Annotated in this window: 22 protein-coding genes; 6 read left to right on the top strand and 16 right to left on the bottom strand. The window is 67.0% G+C overall.

Annotated elements, in window-relative coordinates:
* The 10 genes from truD to QMX81_RS09115 all read right to left on the bottom strand — a co-directional run bounded on the left by truD (position 1) and on the right by QMX81_RS09115 (position 7,754).
* On the bottom strand, positions 1 to 1,044 hold the full coding sequence (truD, locus tag QMX81_RS09160) for a tRNA pseudouridine(13) synthase TruD (RefSeq protein ID WP_282260793.1): 1,044 nt from the start codon (positions 1,042 to 1,044) through the stop codon (positions 1 to 3).
* Positions 1,041 to 1,538: a 2-C-methyl-D-erythritol 2,4-cyclodiphosphate synthase gene (gene ispF / locus QMX81_RS09155; RefSeq protein ID WP_282260791.1), complete on the bottom strand. Its 498-nt coding sequence runs from the start codon at positions 1,536 to 1,538 to the stop codon at positions 1,041 to 1,043. The genes truD and ispF overlap by 4 nt, the downstream gene beginning before the upstream one ends.
* Positions 1,539 to 1,575: 37 nt before the next feature.
* On the bottom strand, positions 1,576 to 2,274 hold the full coding sequence (ispD, locus tag QMX81_RS09150) for a 2-C-methyl-D-erythritol 4-phosphate cytidylyltransferase (RefSeq protein ID WP_121041761.1): 699 nt from the start codon (positions 2,272 to 2,274) through the stop codon (positions 1,576 to 1,578).
* A complete protein-coding gene (gene ftsB / locus QMX81_RS09145; RefSeq protein WP_121041759.1) occupies positions 2,271 to 2,621 on the bottom strand; it encodes a cell division protein FtsB in 351 nt (116 codons plus the stop codon). The genes ispD and ftsB overlap by 4 nt, the downstream gene beginning before the upstream one ends.
* Before the next feature lie 4 nt (positions 2,622 to 2,625).
* Entirely contained in the window at positions 2,626 to 3,912 is a 1,287-nt protein-coding gene (gene eno / locus QMX81_RS09140; RefSeq protein ID WP_121041757.1) for a phosphopyruvate hydratase, read from the bottom strand.
* A gap of 70 nt (positions 3,913 to 3,982) precedes the next feature.
* Positions 3,983 to 4,399 (bottom strand): hypothetical protein, encoded by a 417-nt coding sequence (locus QMX81_RS09135; protein ID WP_282260786.1) that lies wholly within the window; start codon positions 4,397 to 4,399, stop codon positions 3,983 to 3,985.
* Complete coding sequence (gene kdsA, locus QMX81_RS09130; RefSeq protein WP_088433181.1) at positions 4,396 to 5,226, bottom strand: 3-deoxy-8-phosphooctulonate synthase; 831 nt, start codon at positions 5,224 to 5,226, stop codon at positions 4,396 to 4,398. Before kdsA ends, QMX81_RS09135 begins: the two co-directional genes overlap by 4 nt.
* Positions 5,227 to 5,331: 105 nt before the next feature.
* Positions 5,332 to 6,996, bottom strand: coding sequence for a CTP synthase (locus tag QMX81_RS09125; protein WP_121041753.1), 1,665 nt, complete (start codon positions 6,994 to 6,996; stop codon positions 5,332 to 5,334).
* Positions 6,993 to 7,253, bottom strand: a complete 261-nt coding sequence (locus QMX81_RS09120) for a hypothetical protein (protein ID WP_121041751.1) — start codon at positions 7,251 to 7,253, stop codon at positions 6,993 to 6,995. Before QMX81_RS09120 ends, QMX81_RS09125 begins: the two co-directional genes overlap by 4 nt.
* 261 nt (positions 7,254 to 7,514) lie before the next feature.
* Complete coding sequence (locus QMX81_RS09115) at positions 7,515 to 7,754, bottom strand: hypothetical protein (protein WP_088433184.1); 240 nt, start codon at positions 7,752 to 7,754, stop codon at positions 7,515 to 7,517.
* Between the two features lie 163 nt (positions 7,755 to 7,917).
* Between QMX81_RS09115 and parE the strand changes: the two genes are divergently transcribed.
* A complete protein-coding gene (gene parE, locus QMX81_RS09110; RefSeq protein WP_121041749.1) occupies positions 7,918 to 9,807 on the top strand; it encodes a DNA topoisomerase IV subunit B in 1,890 nt (629 codons plus the stop codon).
* Between the two features lie 124 nt (positions 9,808 to 9,931).
* Positions 9,932 to 10,504, top strand: coding sequence for a GNAT family protein (locus QMX81_RS09105; RefSeq protein ID WP_282260784.1), 573 nt, complete (start codon positions 9,932 to 9,934; stop codon positions 10,502 to 10,504).
* Between the two features lie 104 nt (positions 10,505 to 10,608).
* Here the strand turns inward: QMX81_RS09105 and QMX81_RS09100 are convergent, their stop codons facing one another.
* A complete protein-coding gene (locus QMX81_RS09100; RefSeq protein WP_121041745.1) occupies positions 10,609 to 11,730 on the bottom strand; it encodes an inorganic phosphate transporter in 1,122 nt (373 codons plus the stop codon).
* A 13-nt stretch (positions 11,731 to 11,743) separates the two neighbouring features.
* Positions 11,744 to 12,370 carry a DUF47 family protein gene (locus tag QMX81_RS09095; protein WP_121041743.1) on the bottom strand — a complete coding sequence of 209 codons (627 nt, stop codon included), beginning with the start codon at positions 12,368 to 12,370 and terminating at the stop codon, positions 11,744 to 11,746.
* A 282-nt stretch (positions 12,371 to 12,652) separates the two neighbouring features.
* Between QMX81_RS09095 and QMX81_RS09090 the strand changes: the two genes are divergently transcribed.
* Positions 12,653 to 13,963, top strand: coding sequence for a hemolysin family protein (locus QMX81_RS09090; RefSeq protein WP_121041741.1), 1,311 nt, complete (start codon positions 12,653 to 12,655; stop codon positions 13,961 to 13,963).
* Positions 13,947 to 14,606, top strand: a complete 660-nt coding sequence (locus tag QMX81_RS09085) for an exopolysaccharide biosynthesis protein (protein ID WP_121041739.1) — start codon at positions 13,947 to 13,949, stop codon at positions 14,604 to 14,606. Before QMX81_RS09090 ends, QMX81_RS09085 begins: the two co-directional genes overlap by 17 nt.
* A gap of 101 nt (positions 14,607 to 14,707) precedes the next feature.
* On the opposite strand, the gene QMX81_RS09080 is transcribed toward QMX81_RS09085, so the two are convergent.
* From QMX81_RS09080 to QMX81_RS09065, 4 genes are all read right to left on the bottom strand, one after another.
* A complete protein-coding gene (locus QMX81_RS09080) occupies positions 14,708 to 15,217 on the bottom strand; it encodes a pyridoxamine 5'-phosphate oxidase family protein (RefSeq protein ID WP_121041737.1) in 510 nt (169 codons plus the stop codon).
* A 97-nt stretch (positions 15,218 to 15,314) separates the two neighbouring features.
* Positions 15,315 to 16,307, bottom strand: coding sequence for an LLM class flavin-dependent oxidoreductase (locus QMX81_RS09075; RefSeq protein WP_121041735.1), 993 nt, complete (start codon positions 16,305 to 16,307; stop codon positions 15,315 to 15,317).
* A gap of 138 nt (positions 16,308 to 16,445) precedes the next feature.
* Positions 16,446 to 17,198: a sulfurtransferase gene (locus tag QMX81_RS09070; RefSeq protein WP_282260775.1), complete on the bottom strand. Its 753-nt coding sequence runs from the start codon at positions 17,196 to 17,198 to the stop codon at positions 16,446 to 16,448.
* 49 nt (positions 17,199 to 17,247) lie between these two features.
* Positions 17,248 to 17,613, bottom strand: a complete 366-nt coding sequence (locus QMX81_RS09065; protein WP_121041731.1) for a DUF6164 family protein — start codon at positions 17,611 to 17,613, stop codon at positions 17,248 to 17,250.
* 66 nt (positions 17,614 to 17,679) lie between these two features.
* Between QMX81_RS09065 and QMX81_RS09060 the strand changes: the two genes are divergently transcribed.
* Together QMX81_RS09060 and QMX81_RS09055 are read left to right on the top strand one after the other, a co-directional pair.
* Positions 17,680 to 18,120, top strand: coding sequence for an FKBP-type peptidyl-prolyl cis-trans isomerase (locus QMX81_RS09060; protein WP_152151496.1), 441 nt, complete (start codon positions 17,680 to 17,682; stop codon positions 18,118 to 18,120).
* Between the two features lie 10 nt (positions 18,121 to 18,130).
* The gene (locus tag QMX81_RS09055) at positions 18,131 to 19,378 is read left to right on the top strand and encodes a TIGR03862 family flavoprotein (RefSeq protein ID WP_282260770.1); all 1,248 of its coding nucleotides are present in this window, start codon (positions 18,131 to 18,133) and stop codon (positions 19,376 to 19,378) included.
* Positions 19,379 to 19,462 lie beyond the last annotated feature (84 nt).

Below are 19,462 nucleotides of genomic sequence, written 5' to 3'. Positions count from 1 at the left end.
CTACGCCTCCGGTGTGGCCTGGCTGGCATCTTCCACCGGTCCCAGCTCATGCAGCACCGCGGTGGCATAGCAGCCCGGTGGCAGCGCGAAGCTCAGTTCCAGCACATCCGCGGCCAGCCACTGGTGTTGCAGCATGGCCGGGCGCAGGCGCAGCGCACGGCGCTCCTGCTTCAGGCGAGCGCTTTCCAGGCCGGCGCGCAGCGCGAGCGATTGCTCATCCGCGACCGCGCCCAGTTCCAGTTCGGCGGCGGCGCCGGTGCTGCGCAGCTCACCTTCGCCCCACAACGGGCCGCTGGGGTGGATGTCGAAGCGGCCAAGGCGATCGGCCAGCAGATCCGTCCACGGCTCCGGGCCGAAGACACTGCGGCTGCCATCGAGCATCCAGACTTCGCCCTCCAGCGGCGTGTCCCAGTTGCCCTGCTCCACGCGCGCCGCCAGCACCTGGTTGAACAGTGCCGAGCGCGCGGCCGAGAGCAGCAACGAGCGCTGATCGGGCCGCATGCGGCGGCCGCCGAACATGGCCAGCGCGGCCGGCACGTTGCCGCCGTCGCGGCCGAAGCGCTGCTCACCGAACCAGTTCGGCAGACCGCGCGAGGCAAGATGGGACAGGCGCTCTTCAATGGCCGCGGCATCGCCGCGCACATCGCGCAGCACCAGCTTGAAGCGGTTGCCAGCCAGCGCACCGCGCTGCAGCTTGCGGTTGTGCCAGGTCGACTCGACCACCTCGATCTCGTCCGAAGCCAGCAGCGCCGGATCCGGCGCCACGCGCTTGGGCAGGTGCACGCTGAAGCGCTGCGTGGTGACCGCGTGGCGATCCTTCATGCCCGCGTAGCTGACCGCCATGTCCGGCAGGCCAGCCCACCTGGCCAGCACCTTGGCCACGTGCACGGTGTTCGCCCCGCGCTTGCGGATCGTCAGCAACAGGTGCTCGCCCTCACCGCTCGGCTCGAACGCCGGCAGTTCGTCCACCTGGAAATCCTCGGGCGTGGTGCGGATCTTCGCGCTGAGCAGCGGCGCGCCGAACGCCAGCGGCAACGGGATCACAGCGCCACCAACAGCACGCTGGCCTGGGCGGCGATGCCCTCGCTGCGGCCGGTGAAGCCCAGCTTCTCCGACGTGGTGGCCTTCACGCTCACGCAGTCCAGCGCGATGCCCAGCAGCGTGGCGATGCGCTCGCGCATGGCCAGCGCATGCGGACCGACCTTGGGCCGCTCGCAGATCACGGTGATATCGGTGTTGCCGACCTGCCAGCCGCGCCCGCGCAGCAGCCCGTTGCAATGATCCAGCAGGTGCGCGCTGTCCGCGCCTTTCCAGCGCATGTCGGTCGGCGGGAAATGCACGCCGATGTCGCCCAGTGCCAGCGCACCGAGCATGGCATCGCACAGGGCGTGCAGGATCACGTCGCCATCGCTGTGCGCGAGCACGCCGCAGCTGTGCGCGACGCGGATGCCGCCGAGCATGATGTGATCGCCCTCGCCAAAGGCATGGACGTCGTAGCCCTGTCCGATGCGGAAGGGAGGAAACTGGGGCGTGGTCATTGCAAGAACCTGCGGTTGGGTGTGGCGCGCGCGGACGTCAGGGTTCGCGACGCGACAACACGAATTCGAAACGGGACAGGTCAGCCGGCGTGGTGACCTTGAAGTTGTCTTCGCTGCCTTCCACCAGCAGCGGGCGCAGCCCCTGGCGCTCCATGGCCATGGCTTCGTCAGTGACGGCCACGCCGGCATCGGCCGCGTCCTGCAGCGCGCGCGCCAACTGGTAGCGGCGGAACAGCTGCGGGGTCAGCGCACGCCACAGGCGTTCACGCGGCTCGGTGGCATCGATACCACCGTCATCGCCGGCACGCTTGAGCGTATCGCGCACGGGCGCGGCCAGGATCGCGCCGACCGGGTCGGCACGGCCGACTTCCAGCAGGCGACCGAGATCGGCAGCGGCCAGGTTCGGGCGTGCGGCGTCGTGCACCAGCACGAAATCGTCCGCGCGCACGTCATCGGGCAACGCATGCAGGCCGGCCAGCACCGAGCCGGCGCGGGTGGCGCCGCCGATGCAGGTCAGAATGGGTTTGTCCGCCAGTGACTGCCAGCCCGGCCAGTCGGCGTCGTTCTCGGCGACCACCACCATCACTCCGGCCACGACCGGGTGCGAGAGCAGCGCCTCGAGGGTGTGGGCCAGCAACACGCGGTCGCCGGCCAGCAGATACTGCTTGGGCGTGGGCCCGCCGAAGCGGGTGCCACGGCCAGCAGCGGGAACCACCGCCCAGATGCCCGCCATCAGGGCACATCCTGGTGCGGCGCATCCGGATCGGTGACGGCCGTCGGCGCGCGCGGTGGCGGCACCGGCGCGTCTTCGACCACGCGGTAGAACTTCTCGCCGGGCTTGATCATGCCCAGCTCGCTGCGCGCGCGTTCTTCGATGGCGGCCTCGCCTTCCTTGAGGTCCTTGACCTCGGCAGCGAGCGCATCATTGCGCTGCTGCAGGCCGGCGTTGTCCCGCTTCTGGTTCTCGACCTGGGCCTCAAGCATCATCACTTCGCCCGAGTTGCCCGGCCCAAACCAGAAGCGGTACTGCAGCCATCCGAGCAGCAGCGCGAGCACCAGCAGCAGCCAGCGCCAGTCGCGCATGGGATCAGCGCTTCAGCGACACGAACGCGTCACGACCGGCGTAACGCGCGCCGGCACCGAGGGCTTCCTCGATACGCAGCAGCTGGTTGTACTTGGCCACGCGATCACTGCGGCACAGCGAGCCGGTCTTGATCTGGGTGGCGGTGGTGGCCACGGCGATGTCGGCGATGGTGGTGTCTTCGGTTTCGCCCGAACGGTGCGAGACGATCGAGGCGTAGTTGGCCGCGTGCGCCATGGCGATCGCTTCCAGGGTCTCGGTCAGGGTGCCGATCTGGTTGACCTTGATCAGGATCGCGTTGGCGGTGCCGGACTCGATGCCTTCCTTGAAGATCTTCGGGTTGGTGACGAACAGATCGTCGCCCACCAGCTGCACCTTGTTGCCGATGCGGTCGGTCAGCAGCTTCCAGCCGGCCCAGTCGTTCTCGGCCAGGCCGTCTTCGATGGTCACGATCGGGTACTGCGCGGCCCAGTCGGCCAGGAAGTCGACGAACTGCTCGGAGGTCAGGCGCTTGTTCTCGCCGACCAGGTTGTACTTGCCGTTCTCGTAGAACTCGCTGGAGGCCACGTCCAGGCCCAGCAGCACATCTTCACCGGCGGTGTAGCCGGCCTTGCCGATGGCTTCCAGGATGGTGTCCAGCGCTTCGACGTTGCTGCGGAAGTCCGGTGCGAAGCCGCCTTCGTCGCCCACCGCCGTGCTCAGGCCGTGGCCCTTGAGCACCGACTTGAGCGAGTGGAAGATTTCGGTACCGGCACGCAGCGACTCGGAGAACGAGGTGAAGCCGACCGGCAGCACCATGAATTCCTGGAAATCGACGTTGTTGTCGGCATGCGCGCCGCCGTTGATGATGTTCATCATCGGCACCGGCAGGGTGACGTCGCGGCCGTTGGCCAGGTGCTGCCACAGCGCCTGCTTCTTCGAGGCCGCCACGGCGTGGGCGTTGGCCAGCGAAACCCCCAGCAGCGCGTTCGCGCCCAGGCGGCCCTTGTTCTCGGTGCCGTCCAGATCGATCAGGCGGCGGTCGAGGCCTTCCTGGTCGGCGGCATCGAAGCCCTTCAGCGCCGTGGCAATCGTGGTGTTGACGTTGGACACGGCGTTGCGCACGCCCTTGCCCAGGTAACGGGTCTTGTCGCCGTCACGCAGTTCCACGGCTTCCTTGGTGCCGGTCGAGGCGCCCGACGGCACCGCGGCACGACCAAACGAGCCGTCCTCGAGGATGACTTCGGCTTCCAGCGTGGGGTTGCCACGGCTGTCGAGGATTTCACGGGCGTGGATGCTGCGGATCGTGGTCATAGCGGGCCGGTTACCAGTCAGAGAGGGGGAGGCGCCGCCAACGCAGCGCCAAAAAAAACATGCCGCGTGATTATCCCTGCACACCCGCCACTTGCCAAATCGGCGTAGCGGCAGGCAGCACCCCGGCCACGCTGGTGTGGCGCGAGGTCAGCGACGGGATCAACAACACCAGCAGCAACAAAGCCAACAGGGCCAGCGCCACGCCGCCGCCGGCCGGTTGCCGGCGCAGCCGGAACGCCAGCACGCTGGCGGTCACGCAGGCCAGCGCAACGGTGCCGGTCAGTGACAGCGTGACCAGCAGCAACGGCCGCACCGAGCGCAGCGCGTTGTCACCGTCACCGGGCGAGCCGACGCTGGCGAACACCAACAGCACCAGCACGAACACACCGCCCCAGGCCATGATCGCCGCACCCAGCGCGACCCAGCCCCAGGCCCAGCCACGCCAGCCGCGGCGCACCGCAGGTGACGCCGGAACGTCGCCTGTCATGCGAAGCGCGAGAACCCGTGCTTCTTGGTGACCGCGTCGAGTTCCATCAGGGTTTCAAGCAGCTCCTCCATGCGGTCCAGCGGCCACGCGTTGGGGCCATCGGACAGCGCCTTGGACGGATCCGGGTGGGTCTCGGCGAACAGGCCGGACACACCGACAGCGACCGCCGCACGCGCCAGCACCGGCACGAACTCGCGCTGGCCACCGGAGCTGTTGCCCTGCCCGCCCGGCAGCTGCACCGAATGGGTGGCGTCGAACACGACCGGGCACCCGGTATCGCGCATCACCGACAGCGAGCGCATGTCGCTGACCAGGTTGTTGTAGCCGAAGCTGGCACCGCGCTCGCAGACCATGATGTCCTGGTTGCCGGTGGCCTTGGCCTTCTCCACGACAGGTTTCATGTCCCACGGGGACAGGAACTGACCCTTCTTGATGTTGACCGGCTTGCCGGTCGCGCACACCTTGGTGATGAAATCGGTCTGGCGGACCAGGAAGGCCGGGGTCTGCAGCACGTCCACCACCGAGGCCACTTCGTCCATCGGGGTGTATTCGTGCACGTCGGTCAGCACCGGCACGCCGATCTGCTTCTTCACTTCGGCCAGGACCTTCAGGCCCTCTTCCATGCCCGGGCCGCGGAAGGCGGTGCCCGAGGTGCGGTTGGCCTTGTCGAAGCTCGACTTGAAGATGAAGTTGATGCCGAGGCGATCGGTGATTTCCTTCAACTTGCCAGCCACGTCCAGCTGCAGCTGCATCGACTCGATCACACACGGGCCGGCGATCAGGAACAGGGGCTGGTCGAGCCCGACGTCGAATCCACACAGTTTCATGGCGTTTCCTTGTTGTCCGGCGAACACTGGCCAGGCCAGCCGCCGTGGGTGATTAGCGCTCTGCAATGGGGGCACGCGGCCCCCACTGCAAGTGCGGCGTGCCGATCAGGCGGCTGCGTCCTGCGCCAGCTTGGCACCGGCCTTGCGCTCCCGCGCAGCACGGATGAAGCCGATGAACAGCGGGTGGCCTTCGCGCGGGGTGGACAGGAACTCCGGGTGCGCCTGGCAGGCCAGGAACCACGGGTGCTGGTCGCGCGGCAGCTCGATGACTTCCACCAGGGTGTCGTCCATCGACTTGCCGGCGATCACCAGGCCCGCATCTTCCAGCTGGGTGCGGTAGCGGTTGTTGAACTCGTAACGGTGGCGATGACGCTCGGACACCACATCCTTGCCGTACAGCTCGCGGGCCAGCGTGCCCGGCTTCAGGCGCTGTTCCTGCAGGCCCAGGCGCATGGTGCCGCCCAGATCGCTCTTGTCGTCGCGCTTTTCCACATCGCCGGTGGCGGTGCGCCATTCGGTGATCAGGCCGATCACCGGGTTCGGCGACTGGCGGTCGTTCTCGGTGCTGTTGGCACCTTCCAGGCCGGCCACATGGCGGGCGAAATCGACCACCGCGGCCTGCATGCCGTAGCAGATGCCGAAGTACGGCACGCTGTGCTCACGGGCGAACTGCGAGCTCAGCACCTTGCCTTCGAAGCCACGGTCGCCGAAGCCGCCCGGCACCAGGATGCCGTCGACATCCTTGAGTGCAGCCAGATCGCTGTCTTCCAGTTCCTGCGCTTCGAGCCACTTCAGGTTGACCTTGGTGCGCTGGCGCAGGCCGCCGTGCTTGAGCGCCTCGCCAACCGACTTGTAGGCGTCCTGGTGATCGACATACTTGCCGACCACCGCGATGGTGACCTCATCCAGCGGGTGCAGCGTGGCATCCACCGCCGCTTCCCACTCGGCCAGATCGACCGGGCCGGCCTTGTCGCCGAGCTTGAGCTGGTTGACGACGATGTCGTCCAGGCCCTGCGCGTGCAGGCCCATCGGAATGCGGTACAGCACGTCCACGTCCGGCACGCTGATCACGGCGCGCTCGGAGACGTTGGTGAACTGGGCGATCTTGCGGCGCTCCGAATCCGGCACCACCTGCTCGGAACGGCACAGCAGCACGTCCGGCTGGATGCCGATCGAGCGCAGTTCCTTGACCGAGTGCTGGGTCGGCTTGGTTTTCAGCTCGCCGGCAGCGGCGATGTACGGCACCAGGGTCAGGTGCATGAACAGCGCTTTCTCCGGGCCGCGCTCGGTGCGCACCTGGCGGATCGCCTCCAGGAACGGCAGCGACTCGATATCGCCCACGGTGCCGCCGATCTCCACCAGCGCCACGTCGAAGCCTTCGGTGGCCTCGTCCATGCAACGGCGGATTTCATCGGTGATGTGCGGGATGACCTGCACGGTGGCACCCAGGTAATCGCCGCGGCGCTCCTTGCGGATCACGTTCTCGTAGATGCGGCCGGTGGTGACCGAGTTCTTGCGGCTCAGGCGGGTACGCACGAAGCGCTCGTAATGGCCCAGGTCCAGATCGGTCTCGGCGCCGTCATCGGTGACGTAGACCTCACCGTGCTGGAACGGGCTCATGGTGCCCGGGTCGACGTTGATGTACGGATCGAGCTTCATCATCGTCACCCGCAGGCCGCGGGCCTCGAGGATGGCGGCAAGCGACGCGGCGGCAATGCCTTTGCCGAGCGAGGACACTACGCCGCCGGTTACGAAGATCAAGGGAGTCATGGCTGGGGGTGTCCTGTCAGGAAGGGGGAAACGGCGCCGGCGCGCGGGGCGACGGACGACGTAAAGGGGAAAATCGGAACGATCCGGCTGGCGGCGGCGTCTTCACGCGCCAGGACCGGGATCAGGGGGGATACGGTGCGGGAGTGGGTCAGCGACGTCGGGTCAGCCGTGCCGGCCACTGTCTGGACCGTCACCTCCTGCCTACCCTGCTGGCGATCGCGCACGATCAGGCCAGTCCATTCGCTGATGGATGACACGCACTACTCCCGGAAAGCCATAGTTTACAGATTGACGGCCTCCAGCCCAAGGGGCGGATGACGGTCTTCACATAAAAAGAAGAGCCCCGGCGCGATACCGGGGCTCATGTTGGATACTTTTCAGCTCCCCAGGTCTCTCTGGTGGTGAGCCCCCCTTGGAGTTCAAGGGGGCGCGCCGACAGGCGCGGGGATGTGGAGGAGAGGGTGAGCGGGGCCCACGGTTTGCCGCGCAAACCGTGGGGAAGCGTCAGCGCGAAGCGCTTATCGCTTCTTCCGCGCTTCTTCCTCTTCTTCCTTCTGCGGGGCCTGCTCGCCCTTGGCCTTCATTTCGGCCGTCGCGGCGGCGCGGCGCTTGGCCTTGGCGTCCGCTTCCGCCTGGGCCTTGTCGGCCTGTTCGCCCTGCTGCGGCGTGGGCTGGCCCTGTCCGGCGTTCTGGGCCAGTGCCATGGGCACGGCCACCACGGCGGCGGCGATGGCAACGATGGTCAGCAACTTCTTCATGGGGTGCTCCTCGCGGTATGGCATGGAATGGGGCGCCGGAGGCTCCGGTTTCCCATCCAGCACAGTCTATCGCGCCCCGGTCGGCCGCCCCCTGAACGTGTGGCGTGCAAAAAACCCGTCCAGACCGCAAACTTCGCCGTCGCATTGCGCTTTATGAAGACAGATGAACGCCCGCTATAACGCCGCCGATATTGAAGTCCTGTCCGGCCTGGACCCGGTCAAGCGCCGCCCCGGCATGTACACCGACACCGCGCGCCCGAACCATCTGGCGCAGGAAGTCATCGACAATGCCGTCGACGAAGCCTTGGCCGGACACGCCCACACGGTCGAAGTCACGCTGTTCAAGGACGGCAGCTGCGAAGTCAGCGATGACGGCCGCGGCATGCCCGTGGACATCCACCCCGAGGAGAAGATCCCCGGCGTCGAACTGATCCTGACCCGCCTGCACGCGGGCGGCAAGTTCAACAACAAGAACTACACCTTCTCCGGCGGCCTGCATGGCGTTGGCGTCAGCGTGGTCAACGCGTTGTCCACCCTGGTGGAAGTGCACATCAAGCGCGAGGGGAGCGAACACCGCATCACCTTCCGCAACGGCGACCGCGCCACCCCGCTGGAAGTGGTCGGCAGTGTCGGCAAGAAGAACACCGGTACCCGCGTGCGCTTCTGGGCCGACCCGAAGTACTTCGATACGCCCAAGTACAACCTGCGTGCGCTGCGTCACCTGCTGCGCGCCAAGGCCGTGCTGTGCCCGGGCCTGACCGTGAAGCTTCTCGATGAAGCCACCGGCGAGCAGGACACCTGGTACTACGAAGATGGCCTGAGCGATTACCTCAAGGCCGAACTCGGCGAGCGCGAGATGCTGCCGGCCGACCTGTTCGTGGGTCACCTCAAGAAAGAAAACGAGATCGTGGACTGGGCCCTGGCCTGGATTCCCGAAGGCGAGCTGGTCCAGGAAAGCTACGTCAACCTGATCCCGACCGCCCAGCACGGCACCCACGCCAACGGCCTGCGCACCGGCCTGACCGAGGCGCTGCGCGAGTTCTGCGACTTCCGCAACCTGCTGCCGCGCGGCGTCAAGCTGGCCCCGGAAGATGTCTGGGACCGCGTGTCGTTCGTGCTGTCGCTGAAGATGACCGACCCGCAGTTCAGCGGCCAGACCAAGGAACGCCTGTCCTCGCGCCAGGCCGCCGGGTTCGTCGAAGGCGCCGCGCACGATGCCTTCAGCCTGCTGCTCAACCAGAACGTCGCATTGGGCGAGCAGATCGCGCAGCTGGCGATCGAGCGCGCCAGTGCGCGTTTGAAGACCGAGAAGCTGGTGACCCGCAAGAAGGTCACCCAGGGCCCTGCCCTGCCCGGCAAGCTGGCCGACTGCATCAGCCAGGACCTGTCGCGCACCGAGCTGTTCCTGGTCGAAGGCGACTCCGCCGGTGGCAGCGCCAAGCAGGCCCGTGACAAGGACTTCCAGGCGATCCTGCCGCTGCGCGGCAAGATCCTCAACACCTGGGAAGTGTCCTCGGGCAGCGTGCTGGCCTCCGAAGAAGTCCACAACCTGGCCATCGCGATCGGCTGCGACCCGGGCAAGGACGACATCGCCGGGCTGCGTTACGGCAAGGTCGTCATCCTGGCCGACGCCGACTCGGACGGCCTGCACATCGCGACCCTGCTGACCGCGCTGTTCCTCAAGCATTTCCCGGCGCTGGTGGATGCCGGCCACGTGTTCGTGGCGATGCCGCCGCTGTTCCGTGTCGACGTGGGCAAGCAGGTGTTCTACGCCCTGGACGAGGAAGAGAAGCGCACGATGCTGGACAAGATCGAGCGCGAGAAGATCAAGGGCCAGATCAGCGTGACCCGCTTCAAGGGCCTGGGTGAAATGAACCCGCAGCAGCTGCGTGAGTCCACCATCCATCCCGACACGCGCCGCCTGGTGCAGCTGACCATCGATGACGGCGAGCAGACCCATTCGCTGATGGACATGCTGCTGGCCAAGAAGCGCGCCAGCGACCGCAAGGGCTGGCTGGAAAAGAAGGGCGACCTGGCTTCACTGGAGGTCTGACCGACCGGTTGTGACACGGGAAAAACCCGCCTCCCGGCGGGTTTTTTCTTGCCTGACCGACTTGGCATGGCGATGCGTCACGGGAGCGGCTACCGTGGCGCGTGCCGCCACCGCAGGAACCCGCATGCCGTTCGACCCGACCCTGACGCTGGAAACCGCACGCCTGGTGTTGGCGCCCATCCGCGCGACAGACGCCCAGGCGTTGTTTGCGATCCAGGCCGACCGTGCGGTGATGCGCTACTGGAACCATCCGGCGTGGACCGACCTCAAACAGGCCTACGTGCAGATCCTCGACGATCTGGCCGCGATCGATGCCGGCACGCAGCTCAAACTGGCGATCCGTGAACGTGCGGACGGGCCGCTGCTGGGCATCGTAGTGGTGTTCGCGATCGACGAAACCGCCAGGCGCGCGGAGATCGGCTATCACCTTGCCCCGTCGGCACAGCGCAAGGGCTACATGCACGAGGCGTTGTCACGGTTCGTGGCGTACCTGTTCGACGTGCTGCGCGTGCGGCGTCTGGAAGCGGAGATCGACCCGCGCAACGCCCCCTCGGCAAAGGTGCTGGCGCGGCTCGGCTTCCAGCGCGAGGGGCTGCTGCGGGAGCGCTGGCGGGTCGCCGGCGAGGTATCCGATTCGGCCGTGTATGGGCTGCTGGCACGGGAGTGGCAGGGGCCAGGCAGCGCAGCGGCGGGGTGACCGTGCCCGGAAACGCCTCCGGCAAGTTCGGCCTCGGCATCCGCCTTGCCCACGAAAAAGCCCGCCTTCCGGCGGGCTTTTCGATGTTGAACCGCATGGACCGATCAGGCCCAGCCGAACAGTTCGAACAGACGCAGGATCAGGTACGCACACCCGCCGGCAGCCGGGATCGTCAGGATCCAGGCCCACACGATGCGCTCGATCACGCCGAAGCGCAGCGAACGCGGGTTCTTGGCGAAGCCCACGCCCATGATCGCGGTGGAGATGCTGTGGGTGGTCGAGACCGGCATGCCGAAGTGCGCTGCCACGGTCAGGATCGTGGCCGAGCTCGTTTCCGCGGCGAAGCCGTGGATCGGGTGCAGCTTGACCATCTTGTGGCCCAGCGTCTTGATGATCTTCCAGCCGCCCGAGGCGGTACCGGCGGCCATCACCACGGCGCAGGTCAGCACGATCCACATCGCGATGCCGTCACCGGCGGTCGCGTCCGGGTGCATGAAGGCCAGCCAGGACGGCAGGTCGTTCAGCGCACCGGTTGCCTCGGCACCGATCAGGGTCATGGCGATGATGCCCATGGTCTTCTGCGCATCGTTGTGGCCGTGGGCAAAGCCCATGTAGGCCGCCGACACGATCTGGGCCTTGCCGAAGAACGCGTTGACGATGCGCGGGCGGGCCAGACGGCCCAGGAAGCCACCGATCTTCGCCATGCCCGCGATCATGCCCCACAGCAGCAGCATCACCGCGATGCCGAGCAGGAAGCCGGCGATCGGCGAGGTGATCATCGGCAGGAACACCTTCCACAGCAGGCCCTTGTTCTGGGCCCAGGTGCCGATCCGCTCGGACCAGATCAGGGCATCCCAGTTGTTGTGGGCAGCGGCCAGGCCGGCGCCGCACAGGCCGCCGATCAGGGCGTGCGAGGACGAGGATGGCAGCCCCTTCCACCACGTGATCAGGTTCCAGATGATGCCGCCCAGCAGCGCACACAGGATCACCTGCGGGGTCACATCGACCACGTTGGTGTTGAGCAGGCCCGAAGCGATGGTCAGCGCGACGGCGGTGCCGGTCAGCGCGCCGATCAAGTTCATGAACGCGGCGAGCATCACCGCCCAGCCGGGCGAGAGCACTTTGGTCGCCACCACGGTGGCGATGGAGTTGGCGGTGTCGTGGAAGCCGTTGATGAACTCGAAAACGAGCGCGGCCAGGATCACCACCAGGACAAGGGTCAGCATGCTGTGGCGTCCGTCAGCTGTTCTTCAAGACGATCTGGTACGCCACCACGCCGGCCTCGCGGCAACGATCGATGGCCTTTTCCAGGATCTCGAAGAATTCCTTGAGCAGGAACATCTGCAGGCTGTCCAGGCGGCCGGAGTAGATGTCGCGGTACAGCTCCAGCATCAGGCGGTCGGCTTCGTTTTCCAGCGAACGCAGCTTCTCGTTGAGCGCGGTCATCCGGTCCAGGTTCATGTGGCGCAGGTCATTGACCATCTCCACCACCACGCTGGCAGCCTGTTCCAGCATCGCCGCGCGCGGCGCGAAATCGATGTGTTCCAGATGCTGGGTGGCCAGCGAGTAGCGATCGGCGAACTTCTCGATCTGCTTGGGAATCTTGTAAAGCGCCGAGCCCAGCGCTTCGATGTCTTCGCGCTCGATCGGGGTCATGAAGCTGTCGACCAGCGCCTGGCTGATCTTGTCCGAGGCCGCGCGCTCGCGCAGGCGGGCCAGCTTGAAGGCGTCCAGGGCCGGCTGGCGGTCCGCTTCGCGCAGCATGGAGTGCAGCGCCTTGGAACTGTCCTGGGCGGCCTGGGCAGCCTCGTCCAGCAGGGTATAGAACTGTTTGCCGGAGCCAAAAATGGTCTGCAGAGAGAACATTGAGAAACCTATTCGCCGTCGAGGAAGGACGGCACCGGGCGGAATTATGACGGTTTGATGTCTGTTCCGGGTACTCCCCCCCTTCTTCACGCCGGGACGGCCCCGTCTGAACGACTCTGTTTGCACCCCTGCCCCGGCCTTTTGTTAAGATGCGCGGGCACCTTCGGGTGCACTCTATGGACGACGACCCTTACCCCCCGCCGCACCGCCGCGCTTACGCGCCCTCCGGTAGCCGACATCGCTTGAACACGCCCTCCCTGCCACCAACCGGGGAAGCCGCCCGTGTTTGAACTGATTATTGTCCTCGCCCTGATCCTGCTGAACGGTTTCTTCGCCATGTCCGAGATGTCGGTCATGACCTCGCGCAAGAGCCGGCTGAAGCAGATGGCTGGTTCCAGCAAGCGCGCCGAGCGTGCCCTGGCGCTCTCCGAGAAGCCCGAGAACTTCCTGTCCACGGTCCAGATCGGGATCACCCTGATCGGCATCCTGACCGGCCTGTTCGGTGGCGAGGCGATCGGCCTGACCATCGCCGAGTGGCTGCAGGGCATGTTCCCGGCGTTCGCCTATTCCGGCGTGGTCGGCAAGACCCTGGCCGTTGCCCTGATCACCTTCCTGACGCTGATCTTCGGCGAACTGGTGCCCAAGCGGCTGGCGCTGACCCGTTCGGAGGACATCGCCGGCCTGGTGGCGCTGCCCATGAGCTGGCTGGCGAGGATTGCCGCGCCCGGCGTCTGGCTGTTGTCCCACTCGACCCGGCTGGTGCTGCGCGTGCTGGGCCTGGGCAAGGACGAATCGGCCTCGGTGACGGAAGAGGAGATCCGCATGCTGGTGGCCGAGAGCCACGAGGCCGGCGTGATCGACGCCCATGAGCGCGACATGATGAACCGCGTCATGCGCCTGGGCGACCGCACCGCCGACAGCCTGATGACCCCGCGCAACCGGATCGCCTGGCTGGACACACTGGCCGAGCCGGAGAAGAACATCGGGACCATGCGCGAGAACGAATTCTCGCGTTACCCGGTGTTCCGCGGCAACGATCAGGACATCGTCGGTGTGCTGGAGGTCAAGAGCCTGGTGACGCGCCTGGTGCGCGATGACCATTCGCTGTTCCAGAACCTGCGCGAGCCACTGTACGTCTCCGAATCCACCCATGCGATGAAGCTGCTGGAGATCTTCCGCGAGGAACAGCAGTCGATGGCGCTGGTGGTGGACGAATACGGCGAAATCCAGGGCCTGGTCACCATCAGCGACCTGATGGGCGCGGTGGTCGGCCGCCTGCAGTCGGTGGAGAACGTGGACGAGGACGCGTTGGTCGTGACCCGTGAGGACGGCTCGTTCCTGGTCGATGGCTCGCTCTCCATCGAAGACCTGCGCGAACTGATGGGCAACGCCGAGCTGCCCGATGCCGACGATGGCGACTACTACACGCTGGCCGGCATGTGCATCCACTATTTCGGCCGCATCCCGCATGCGGGCGAGTACTTCGATTGGGCCGGCTGGCGCATCGAGATCGTCGATCTCGACGGTGCCCGTGTCGACAAGCTGCTGCTGCGCACCCTGAGCGAAGACGAAACCGATGACATCACCGGCTGAGCCGACGCCGCCGGACCCGACGCGGCCGCAGTACCGCAACGAGGGTATCCGTACCCTGCTGGCGATGTTCGACCACGGTGACCCGGAGCAACGGCTGCTGCTCGGCCAGATCCTGCAGGATCTGCAGCAGAGCGCGTTTGGTGTGTTCCTGTTCGTGGCGATCCTGCCGGCCTTCATCCCGATCCCCGGGCTGGGCGGTGCAGTCAGTGGACCGCTGGTGGTGCTGATCGGCGCGCAGATGCTGTGCGGCATGCGCCGCCCCTGGCTGCCCGGCTTCATCCGCAACCGCGGACCCAAGCGCGGCACCATGCATCGGTTCCTGGAGCGGATCGACCGTCCGCTGCGGCGGCTGGACCGCCTGCTCAAGCCGCGGATGCCCGGCCTGCTGGTACCGCTGCCTGCGCATGCGTTCACCGGGCTGCTGCTGATCCTGATCGGCGTGCTGCTGTCGCTGCCGATCCCGCTCACCAATTATCTGTTCGGCTTCCAGCTGCTGCTGTTCGCGTTGGCACTGCTGGAACGCGATGGCGTGCTGATGCTGCTCAACTGGATCGGCGCGGTCGCCGCCGTGCTGTTCTTCGGCGTCAGTTCGGGGCAGCTGGTGGGCTATACGGTGGATCTGTTCCAGCGCTGGTTCGGCTGACGCCGGCACACCCCGGCACGCGACGCGCCATGAAAAAAGCCGACCCCGCGGCCGGCTTCAGCACAACAATGGCCGGCGCAAGGCCGGCCCTGTGAACCCGGTTACGCGCCGGGCTTGAGATCCACCGTGCCGGTGTCGGACATCGCGCCCGGATCATCGGTCACCGCCGACAGCACGAAATACAGCGCCTTGCCCAGCAGGCCGCCCGGGCCATCCCAGTACTCGGCCGATTCGGCGCTGACATGGATCAGGCGCAGGTTCGGGTCGTCCTTGCCGCCGGGGAAGAAGATCTTCATTGCCGGCGACCAGAGTTCGTCGATCTTGGCGCGGTCATTGACCACCCGCGCGGTACCCGAGACCGAGACATAGGTATTGCCCGACGGCGACGCGTAGGCCACGTTGACGCGCGGGTTGGCGGTGATTTCCGCGATCTTCGGGCTGTCGGCCCCGGTGGCGAACCACAGGTCGCCATCGAATTCGACTTCCTGCGTGCCCAGCGGACGACTGAACAAGCGTCCGTCCGCACCGACCGTGGTGAACATCGCGATGTCCACACCGCGGATCAGCTCGGCCAGTTGTTTGATGTGTTGCTGACGATCGTGCTCGGCCATGGGGTGGCTCCTGTAAGGGGAGCCACCATCACAGCCGATCGGCAGCTACGACGACGTGAACCGCGCGGTCACGCCTTCTTCGCACGCCGCGCCAGCCTCAGATCTGCAGTGCGCGCCATGCCTGCATCGCCAGCCCGAACGAGCGCTTGCGCGCGGCGTGGTCGTAGATATTGGCGGTGACCAGCACTTCATCCGGCTTGTGTCGCGCCACGAACGCGGCGAGGCCTTCCTGCACCTGCTGCACGTCACCGACCACCGCACAGGCCAACGCGCTCTGCACCCCGGCTTTTTCGTGCGGCTGCCAGAACGCTTCGATGTCGTCGATCGGCGGCGGGATCAGGCCGGGCAGGCCACGGCGAAGATTGACGAAGCTCTGCTGCTGGGTGGTGAACAAGCGCTTGGCCTCGGCTTCGGAATCGCTGGCGACCACGTTCAAGCCCAGCACCGCGTATGGCGCCTGCAGATACTGCGAGGCACGGAATTCGCGGCGGTAGACCGCCAGCGCTTCATCCATCGCGTCCGGCGCAAAGTGGGAGGCGAAGGCGAACGGCAGGCCCATCGCCGCCGACAGCCGCGCACTGAACAGACTGGAGCCCAGCAGCCACACCGGCACCGGGATGCCCGCACCGGGCACGGCGCGCACGGCCTGGCCCTTCTGGGCCGGCTCGAAGTAATGCAGCAGCTCACGCACGTCCTGCGGGAACTGGTCGGCGCTGTCGAAGTAACGGCGCAGTGCGCGGGCGGTCGGCTGGTCGGTGCCGGGCGCGCGGCCCAGGCCGAGGTCGATGCGGTCCGGGTACAGCGAGGCCAGCGTGCCGAACTGCTCGGCCACCTGCAGCGGCGAGTGATTGGGCAGCATGATGCCGCCGGCACCGACGCGGATGCGCTTGGTGCCCCCAGCCACATGACCGATCAGCACCGCGGTGGCGGCGCTGGCGATGCCGGGCATGTTGTGGTGCTCGGCCAGCCAATAGCGGTGGAAGCCCCAACCTTCGGCGTGCTGGGCCAGGTCCAGCATGTTGGCGAAGGCCTGCGTGGTGTCGCTGCCTTCGCAGACCGGCGCCAGATCAAGAATCGACAGCTGCATCATGAATGCTCGTTCCAACCAGGAGATATCCCACTGAGATGGGGCTGTCCGGCCGGTTTGCCACCGCCCACAAGGCGCAGGTGGCAAGACGCTGATTTCCGTCTCGCGACCATTCAGGACAATCAGGGCCGTGAAGACGGCTCAGGCGGCGCCGGCGTCCTGATCGACCAGCGGCTGCAGGGCCGCATCCAGCGCCACGCGCTCGTCGAAGACGAAGCAGCGGCCGTCATACCCCTCACCGCCTACGGCCTCGAAATAGCCCAGGATGCCGCCGTCCAGCTGCAGGACGTTGTCCATGCCATCGTTGCGCATCCACAGCGCCGCCTTCTCGCAGCGGATGCCGCCGGTGCAGAAGCTGACCACGGTGCTGTCCTTGAGCGCTTCGCGGTGCGGGGCCAGGGCCTCGGGCAGATCGGTGAACTTGGTGATCGGCAGCACCAGTGCGTGCTGAAAGGTGCCGTACTCGATTTCCTGGGTATTGCGGGTGTCCAGCATCACCACCGGCTTGCCGGCGTCGTCGTGCCCCTGGCGCAGCCAGCGCTGCACCGTGGCCGGATCGATCGAGGGCGCGCGCGGGTAGGCCAGCGGCTGGCCGTCGTCGATGCGGAAACTGATGATCTCCGGCTTGACCTTGGCCTTGAGCCTGGCGAACGGCTGCATCTGGCTGTAGCTGGTCTTCACCCGCAGCCCGGCAAACCGCGCATCGGCGCGCAGGGCGGCGTAGAAGCCGTCGATCTGCGGCTCGGCGCCGGCCAGGAACAGGTTGATGCCCTCGCCCGCCACCAGGATCGTGCCGCGCAGCTGCGCGGCGCTCGCCCGTTCCAGCAGGGTCGCGCACAGCGCGTCCGGGTCGGCGACGGGGGTGAAGTGGTAGGCGGCGGTATTGGCGATCATCCCGTCATTTTAGCCGCTGGGCAGGCGCTACGCCTGACCCGCCCGGGAATCAGCCGCGCAGCAGCACGAACGGCAGCAGCACCAGCGCGGTCGCGACGGCCATGCCGAGCAGCACCGCCACCACGAACACCGGGCGCCGCCGGATCAGGCTGCCGAAGGTTTCGGCCGTGCCTTCGCGCAGCGCGGCCTCACGCTCACCGCGGACGCGCTCGCCGCGTGCCTGCTGGTACTCGGCCATCAGCGCCTTGGCCCGGGGGTGATCGGCGTCATCGCGGACCCAGATCCCGCCAAAGGAGATCCCCCAGGGGCTGGGCTCGGTGCGGTAGTGGGCGATGCCCGCCTTGTCCAGCAGGGCGGTGACATCCTGGATTTCATCGTCCGCGACATTGCGCAGGTTGAGCAGCAGTTTCGACATGCGCCCATGATAGCGCCCGGCGATGCGCTACCCTTGCGTCCCCGTTTTTTGGATCCGGAGCCGCCCATGCGCCGTCTGCCGCGTTACCTGCTCGCCCCCCTGATGTTGTCGCTGCTGGCTGCCTGCACCCCGCCCGGCCCGCCGCCCGGTGGCAGCATCGCGCAGTTCGAGAAGATCGACACCCAGCCGGGCACCGGCGCCGAGGCTACGCCCGGCAGCAAGGTCACCGTGCATTACACCGGGTGGATCTACGACGAGCGCACCGCCGACAAGCATGGCGACAAGTTCGACAGCTCGGTCGACCGCGGCGAGCCCTTCACCTTCAACCTCGGCCAGGGCCAGGTCATCAAGGGTTGGGACGAAGGCTTTGCCGGCATGAAGGTCGGCGGCAAGCGCACCCTGATGATTCCGGCCGAGTATGGTTACGGCGCACGGGGTGCCGGCCCGATCGCGCCGAACGCCTCGCTGGTGTTCGATGTTGAACTGCTCGACGTCAAGCCGCGTTGATCCTGCCTGCATGAGCATTGCCGTGAACACCCCACGCCGGGTCGCGATCATCGGCGGCGGCCCCTCCGGCCTGATGGCGGCGGAAACCGTGCGCGCTGCCGGCCACACGGTCGATCTGTACGAAGCCAAGGGATCGCCCGGGCGCAAGTTCCTGATCGCCGGCAAAGGCGGCCTCAACCTGACCCACTCCGATGCGCGTGAGGTGTTCGTCTCGCGCTACCGCGAGCGCGCGGAGGCAGTGGGCGGCTGGTTGGCCGATTTCGATGGCGAGGCGCTGCGTGCCTGGGCGCTGGCGTTCGGGGTGGACACCTATGTGGGTAGTTCGGGACGTGTGTTCCCGGTCGACCGCAAGGCCGCCCCGCTGTTGCGCGGCTGGGTGCGCCGGCTGAAGGAACAGGGGGTGCGCTTCCACGTGCAGCACCGCTGGACTGGCTGGGATGACGCGGGCGCACTGCGCTTTGAGACCCCCGAGGGCACGACCACGATCACGGCCGATGCGGTGGTGTTCGCGCTCGGCGGTGGCAGTTGGCCGGAGCTGGGCTCGGATGGTGCGTGGGTAGCGCCGATGACCGCCAGCGGCATCGACATCGCCCCGCTGAAGCCGGCCAACTGTGGCTTCGACATCGGCTGGACGCCCTACTTCAGCGAGCGCCAGGCGGGTGCCCCGCTCAAGCCGGTGGTGGCGCACTGGACCGACCTGCAGGGTGAAGCGCGCTCGCTGCAGGGCGAATGCGTGATCACCGCGACCGGCATCGAAGGCAGCCTGATCTACGCGCTGTCGGCCGATCTGCGCGACGGCCTGGCCCGCGACGGCCAGGTGACCCTGCAGCTGGACCTGCTGCCGGGCCAGACCGAAGCGCAGGTAGCGGAGAAACTGGGCAAGCCACGCCAGGGCCGAAGTTTCGGCGAGGTCCTGCGCCGCCAGCTGGGCCTGGGCGGGGTCAAATCCGCGCTGCTGTTCGAGGTACTGGGTCGCGAGGCCGGGCAATTGCCGCTGGACCAGATCGCGCATGCGCTCAAGCGCCTGCCGCTGGCCCTGCAGCACCCGCGCCCGATCGATGAAGTGATCAGCACCGCCGGCGGCGTGCGCCTGGAAGCGCTGGATACGCAGCTGATGCTGCGCGGGCGCCCGGGCACCTTCTGTGCCGGCGAGATGCTGGACTGGGAAGCGCCGACCGGCGGCTATCTGCTGACCGCCTGCTATGCCAGCGGGCTGCGCGCCGGGCGTGGCGTGGTGGCGTGGTTGGCGCAGGCGTGAATCACGCGGTGCCGGCCAGCGGCCGGCACTACCGAGGTAGTGCGCACCGTGGCGTGCCGGAACGCCTGTCAGGAAATGCAATCG

Source organism: Stenotrophomonas sp. PS02301 (assembly GCF_029959485.1).
Classification (GTDB): Bacteria; Pseudomonadota; Gammaproteobacteria; order Xanthomonadales; family Xanthomonadaceae; genus Stenotrophomonas; species Stenotrophomonas maltophilia_Z.
Note: the sequence above shows the minus strand (reverse complement) of the source record. Positions and strands in the feature narration are given on the sequence as shown.

What these genes read in the sequence shown, in the direction of transcription:
- ispF (WP_282260791.1), bottom strand. Translation starts at nt 1,538, where the DNA reads ATGACCACGCCCCAGTTTCCTCCCTTCCGCATCGGACAGGGCTACGAC.
- ftsB (WP_121041759.1), bottom strand. Translation starts at nt 2,621, where the DNA reads ATGCGCGACTGGCGCTGGCTGCTGCTGGTGCTCGCGCTGCTGCTCGGA.
- eno (WP_121041757.1), bottom strand. Translation starts at nt 3,912, where the DNA reads ATGACCACGATCCGCAGCATCCACGCCCGTGAAATCCTCGACAGCCGT.
- QMX81_RS09135 (WP_282260786.1), bottom strand. Translation starts at nt 4,399, where the DNA reads ATGACAGGCGACGTTCCGGCGTCACCTGCGGTGCGCCGCGGCTGGCGT.
- kdsA (WP_088433181.1), bottom strand. Translation starts at nt 5,226, where the DNA reads ATGAAACTGTGTGGATTCGACGTCGGGCTCGACCAGCCCCTGTTCCTG.
- QMX81_RS09125 (WP_121041753.1), bottom strand. Translation starts at nt 6,996, where the DNA reads ATGACTCCCTTGATCTTCGTAACCGGCGGCGTAGTGTCCTCGCTCGGC.
- QMX81_RS09115 (WP_088433184.1), bottom strand. Translation starts at nt 7,754, where the DNA reads ATGAAGAAGTTGCTGACCATCGTTGCCATCGCCGCCGCCGTGGTGGCC.
- parE (WP_121041749.1), top strand. Translation starts at nt 7,918, where the DNA reads ATGAACGCCCGCTATAACGCCGCCGATATTGAAGTCCTGTCCGGCCTG.
- QMX81_RS09105 (WP_282260784.1), top strand. Translation starts at nt 9,932, where the DNA reads ATGCCGTTCGACCCGACCCTGACGCTGGAAACCGCACGCCTGGTGTTG.
- QMX81_RS09100 (WP_121041745.1), bottom strand. Translation starts at nt 11,730, where the DNA reads ATGCTGACCCTTGTCCTGGTGGTGATCCTGGCCGCGCTCGTTTTCGAG.
- QMX81_RS09095 (WP_121041743.1), bottom strand. Translation starts at nt 12,370, where the DNA reads ATGTTCTCTCTGCAGACCATTTTTGGCTCCGGCAAACAGTTCTATACC.
- QMX81_RS09085 (WP_121041739.1), top strand. Translation starts at nt 13,947, where the DNA reads ATGACATCACCGGCTGAGCCGACGCCGCCGGACCCGACGCGGCCGCAG.
- QMX81_RS09080 (WP_121041737.1), bottom strand. Translation starts at nt 15,217, where the DNA reads ATGGCCGAGCACGATCGTCAGCAACACATCAAACAACTGGCCGAGCTG.
- QMX81_RS09075 (WP_121041735.1), bottom strand. Translation starts at nt 16,307, where the DNA reads ATGATGCAGCTGTCGATTCTTGATCTGGCGCCGGTCTGCGAAGGCAGC.
- QMX81_RS09070 (WP_282260775.1), bottom strand. Translation starts at nt 17,198, where the DNA reads ATGATCGCCAATACCGCCGCCTACCACTTCACCCCCGTCGCCGACCCG.
- QMX81_RS09065 (WP_121041731.1), bottom strand. Translation starts at nt 17,613, where the DNA reads ATGTCGAAACTGCTGCTCAACCTGCGCAATGTCGCGGACGATGAAATC.
- QMX81_RS09060 (WP_152151496.1), top strand. Translation starts at nt 17,680, where the DNA reads ATGCGCCGTCTGCCGCGTTACCTGCTCGCCCCCCTGATGTTGTCGCTG.
- QMX81_RS09055 (WP_282260770.1), top strand. Translation starts at nt 18,131, where the DNA reads ATGAGCATTGCCGTGAACACCCCACGCCGGGTCGCGATCATCGGCGGC.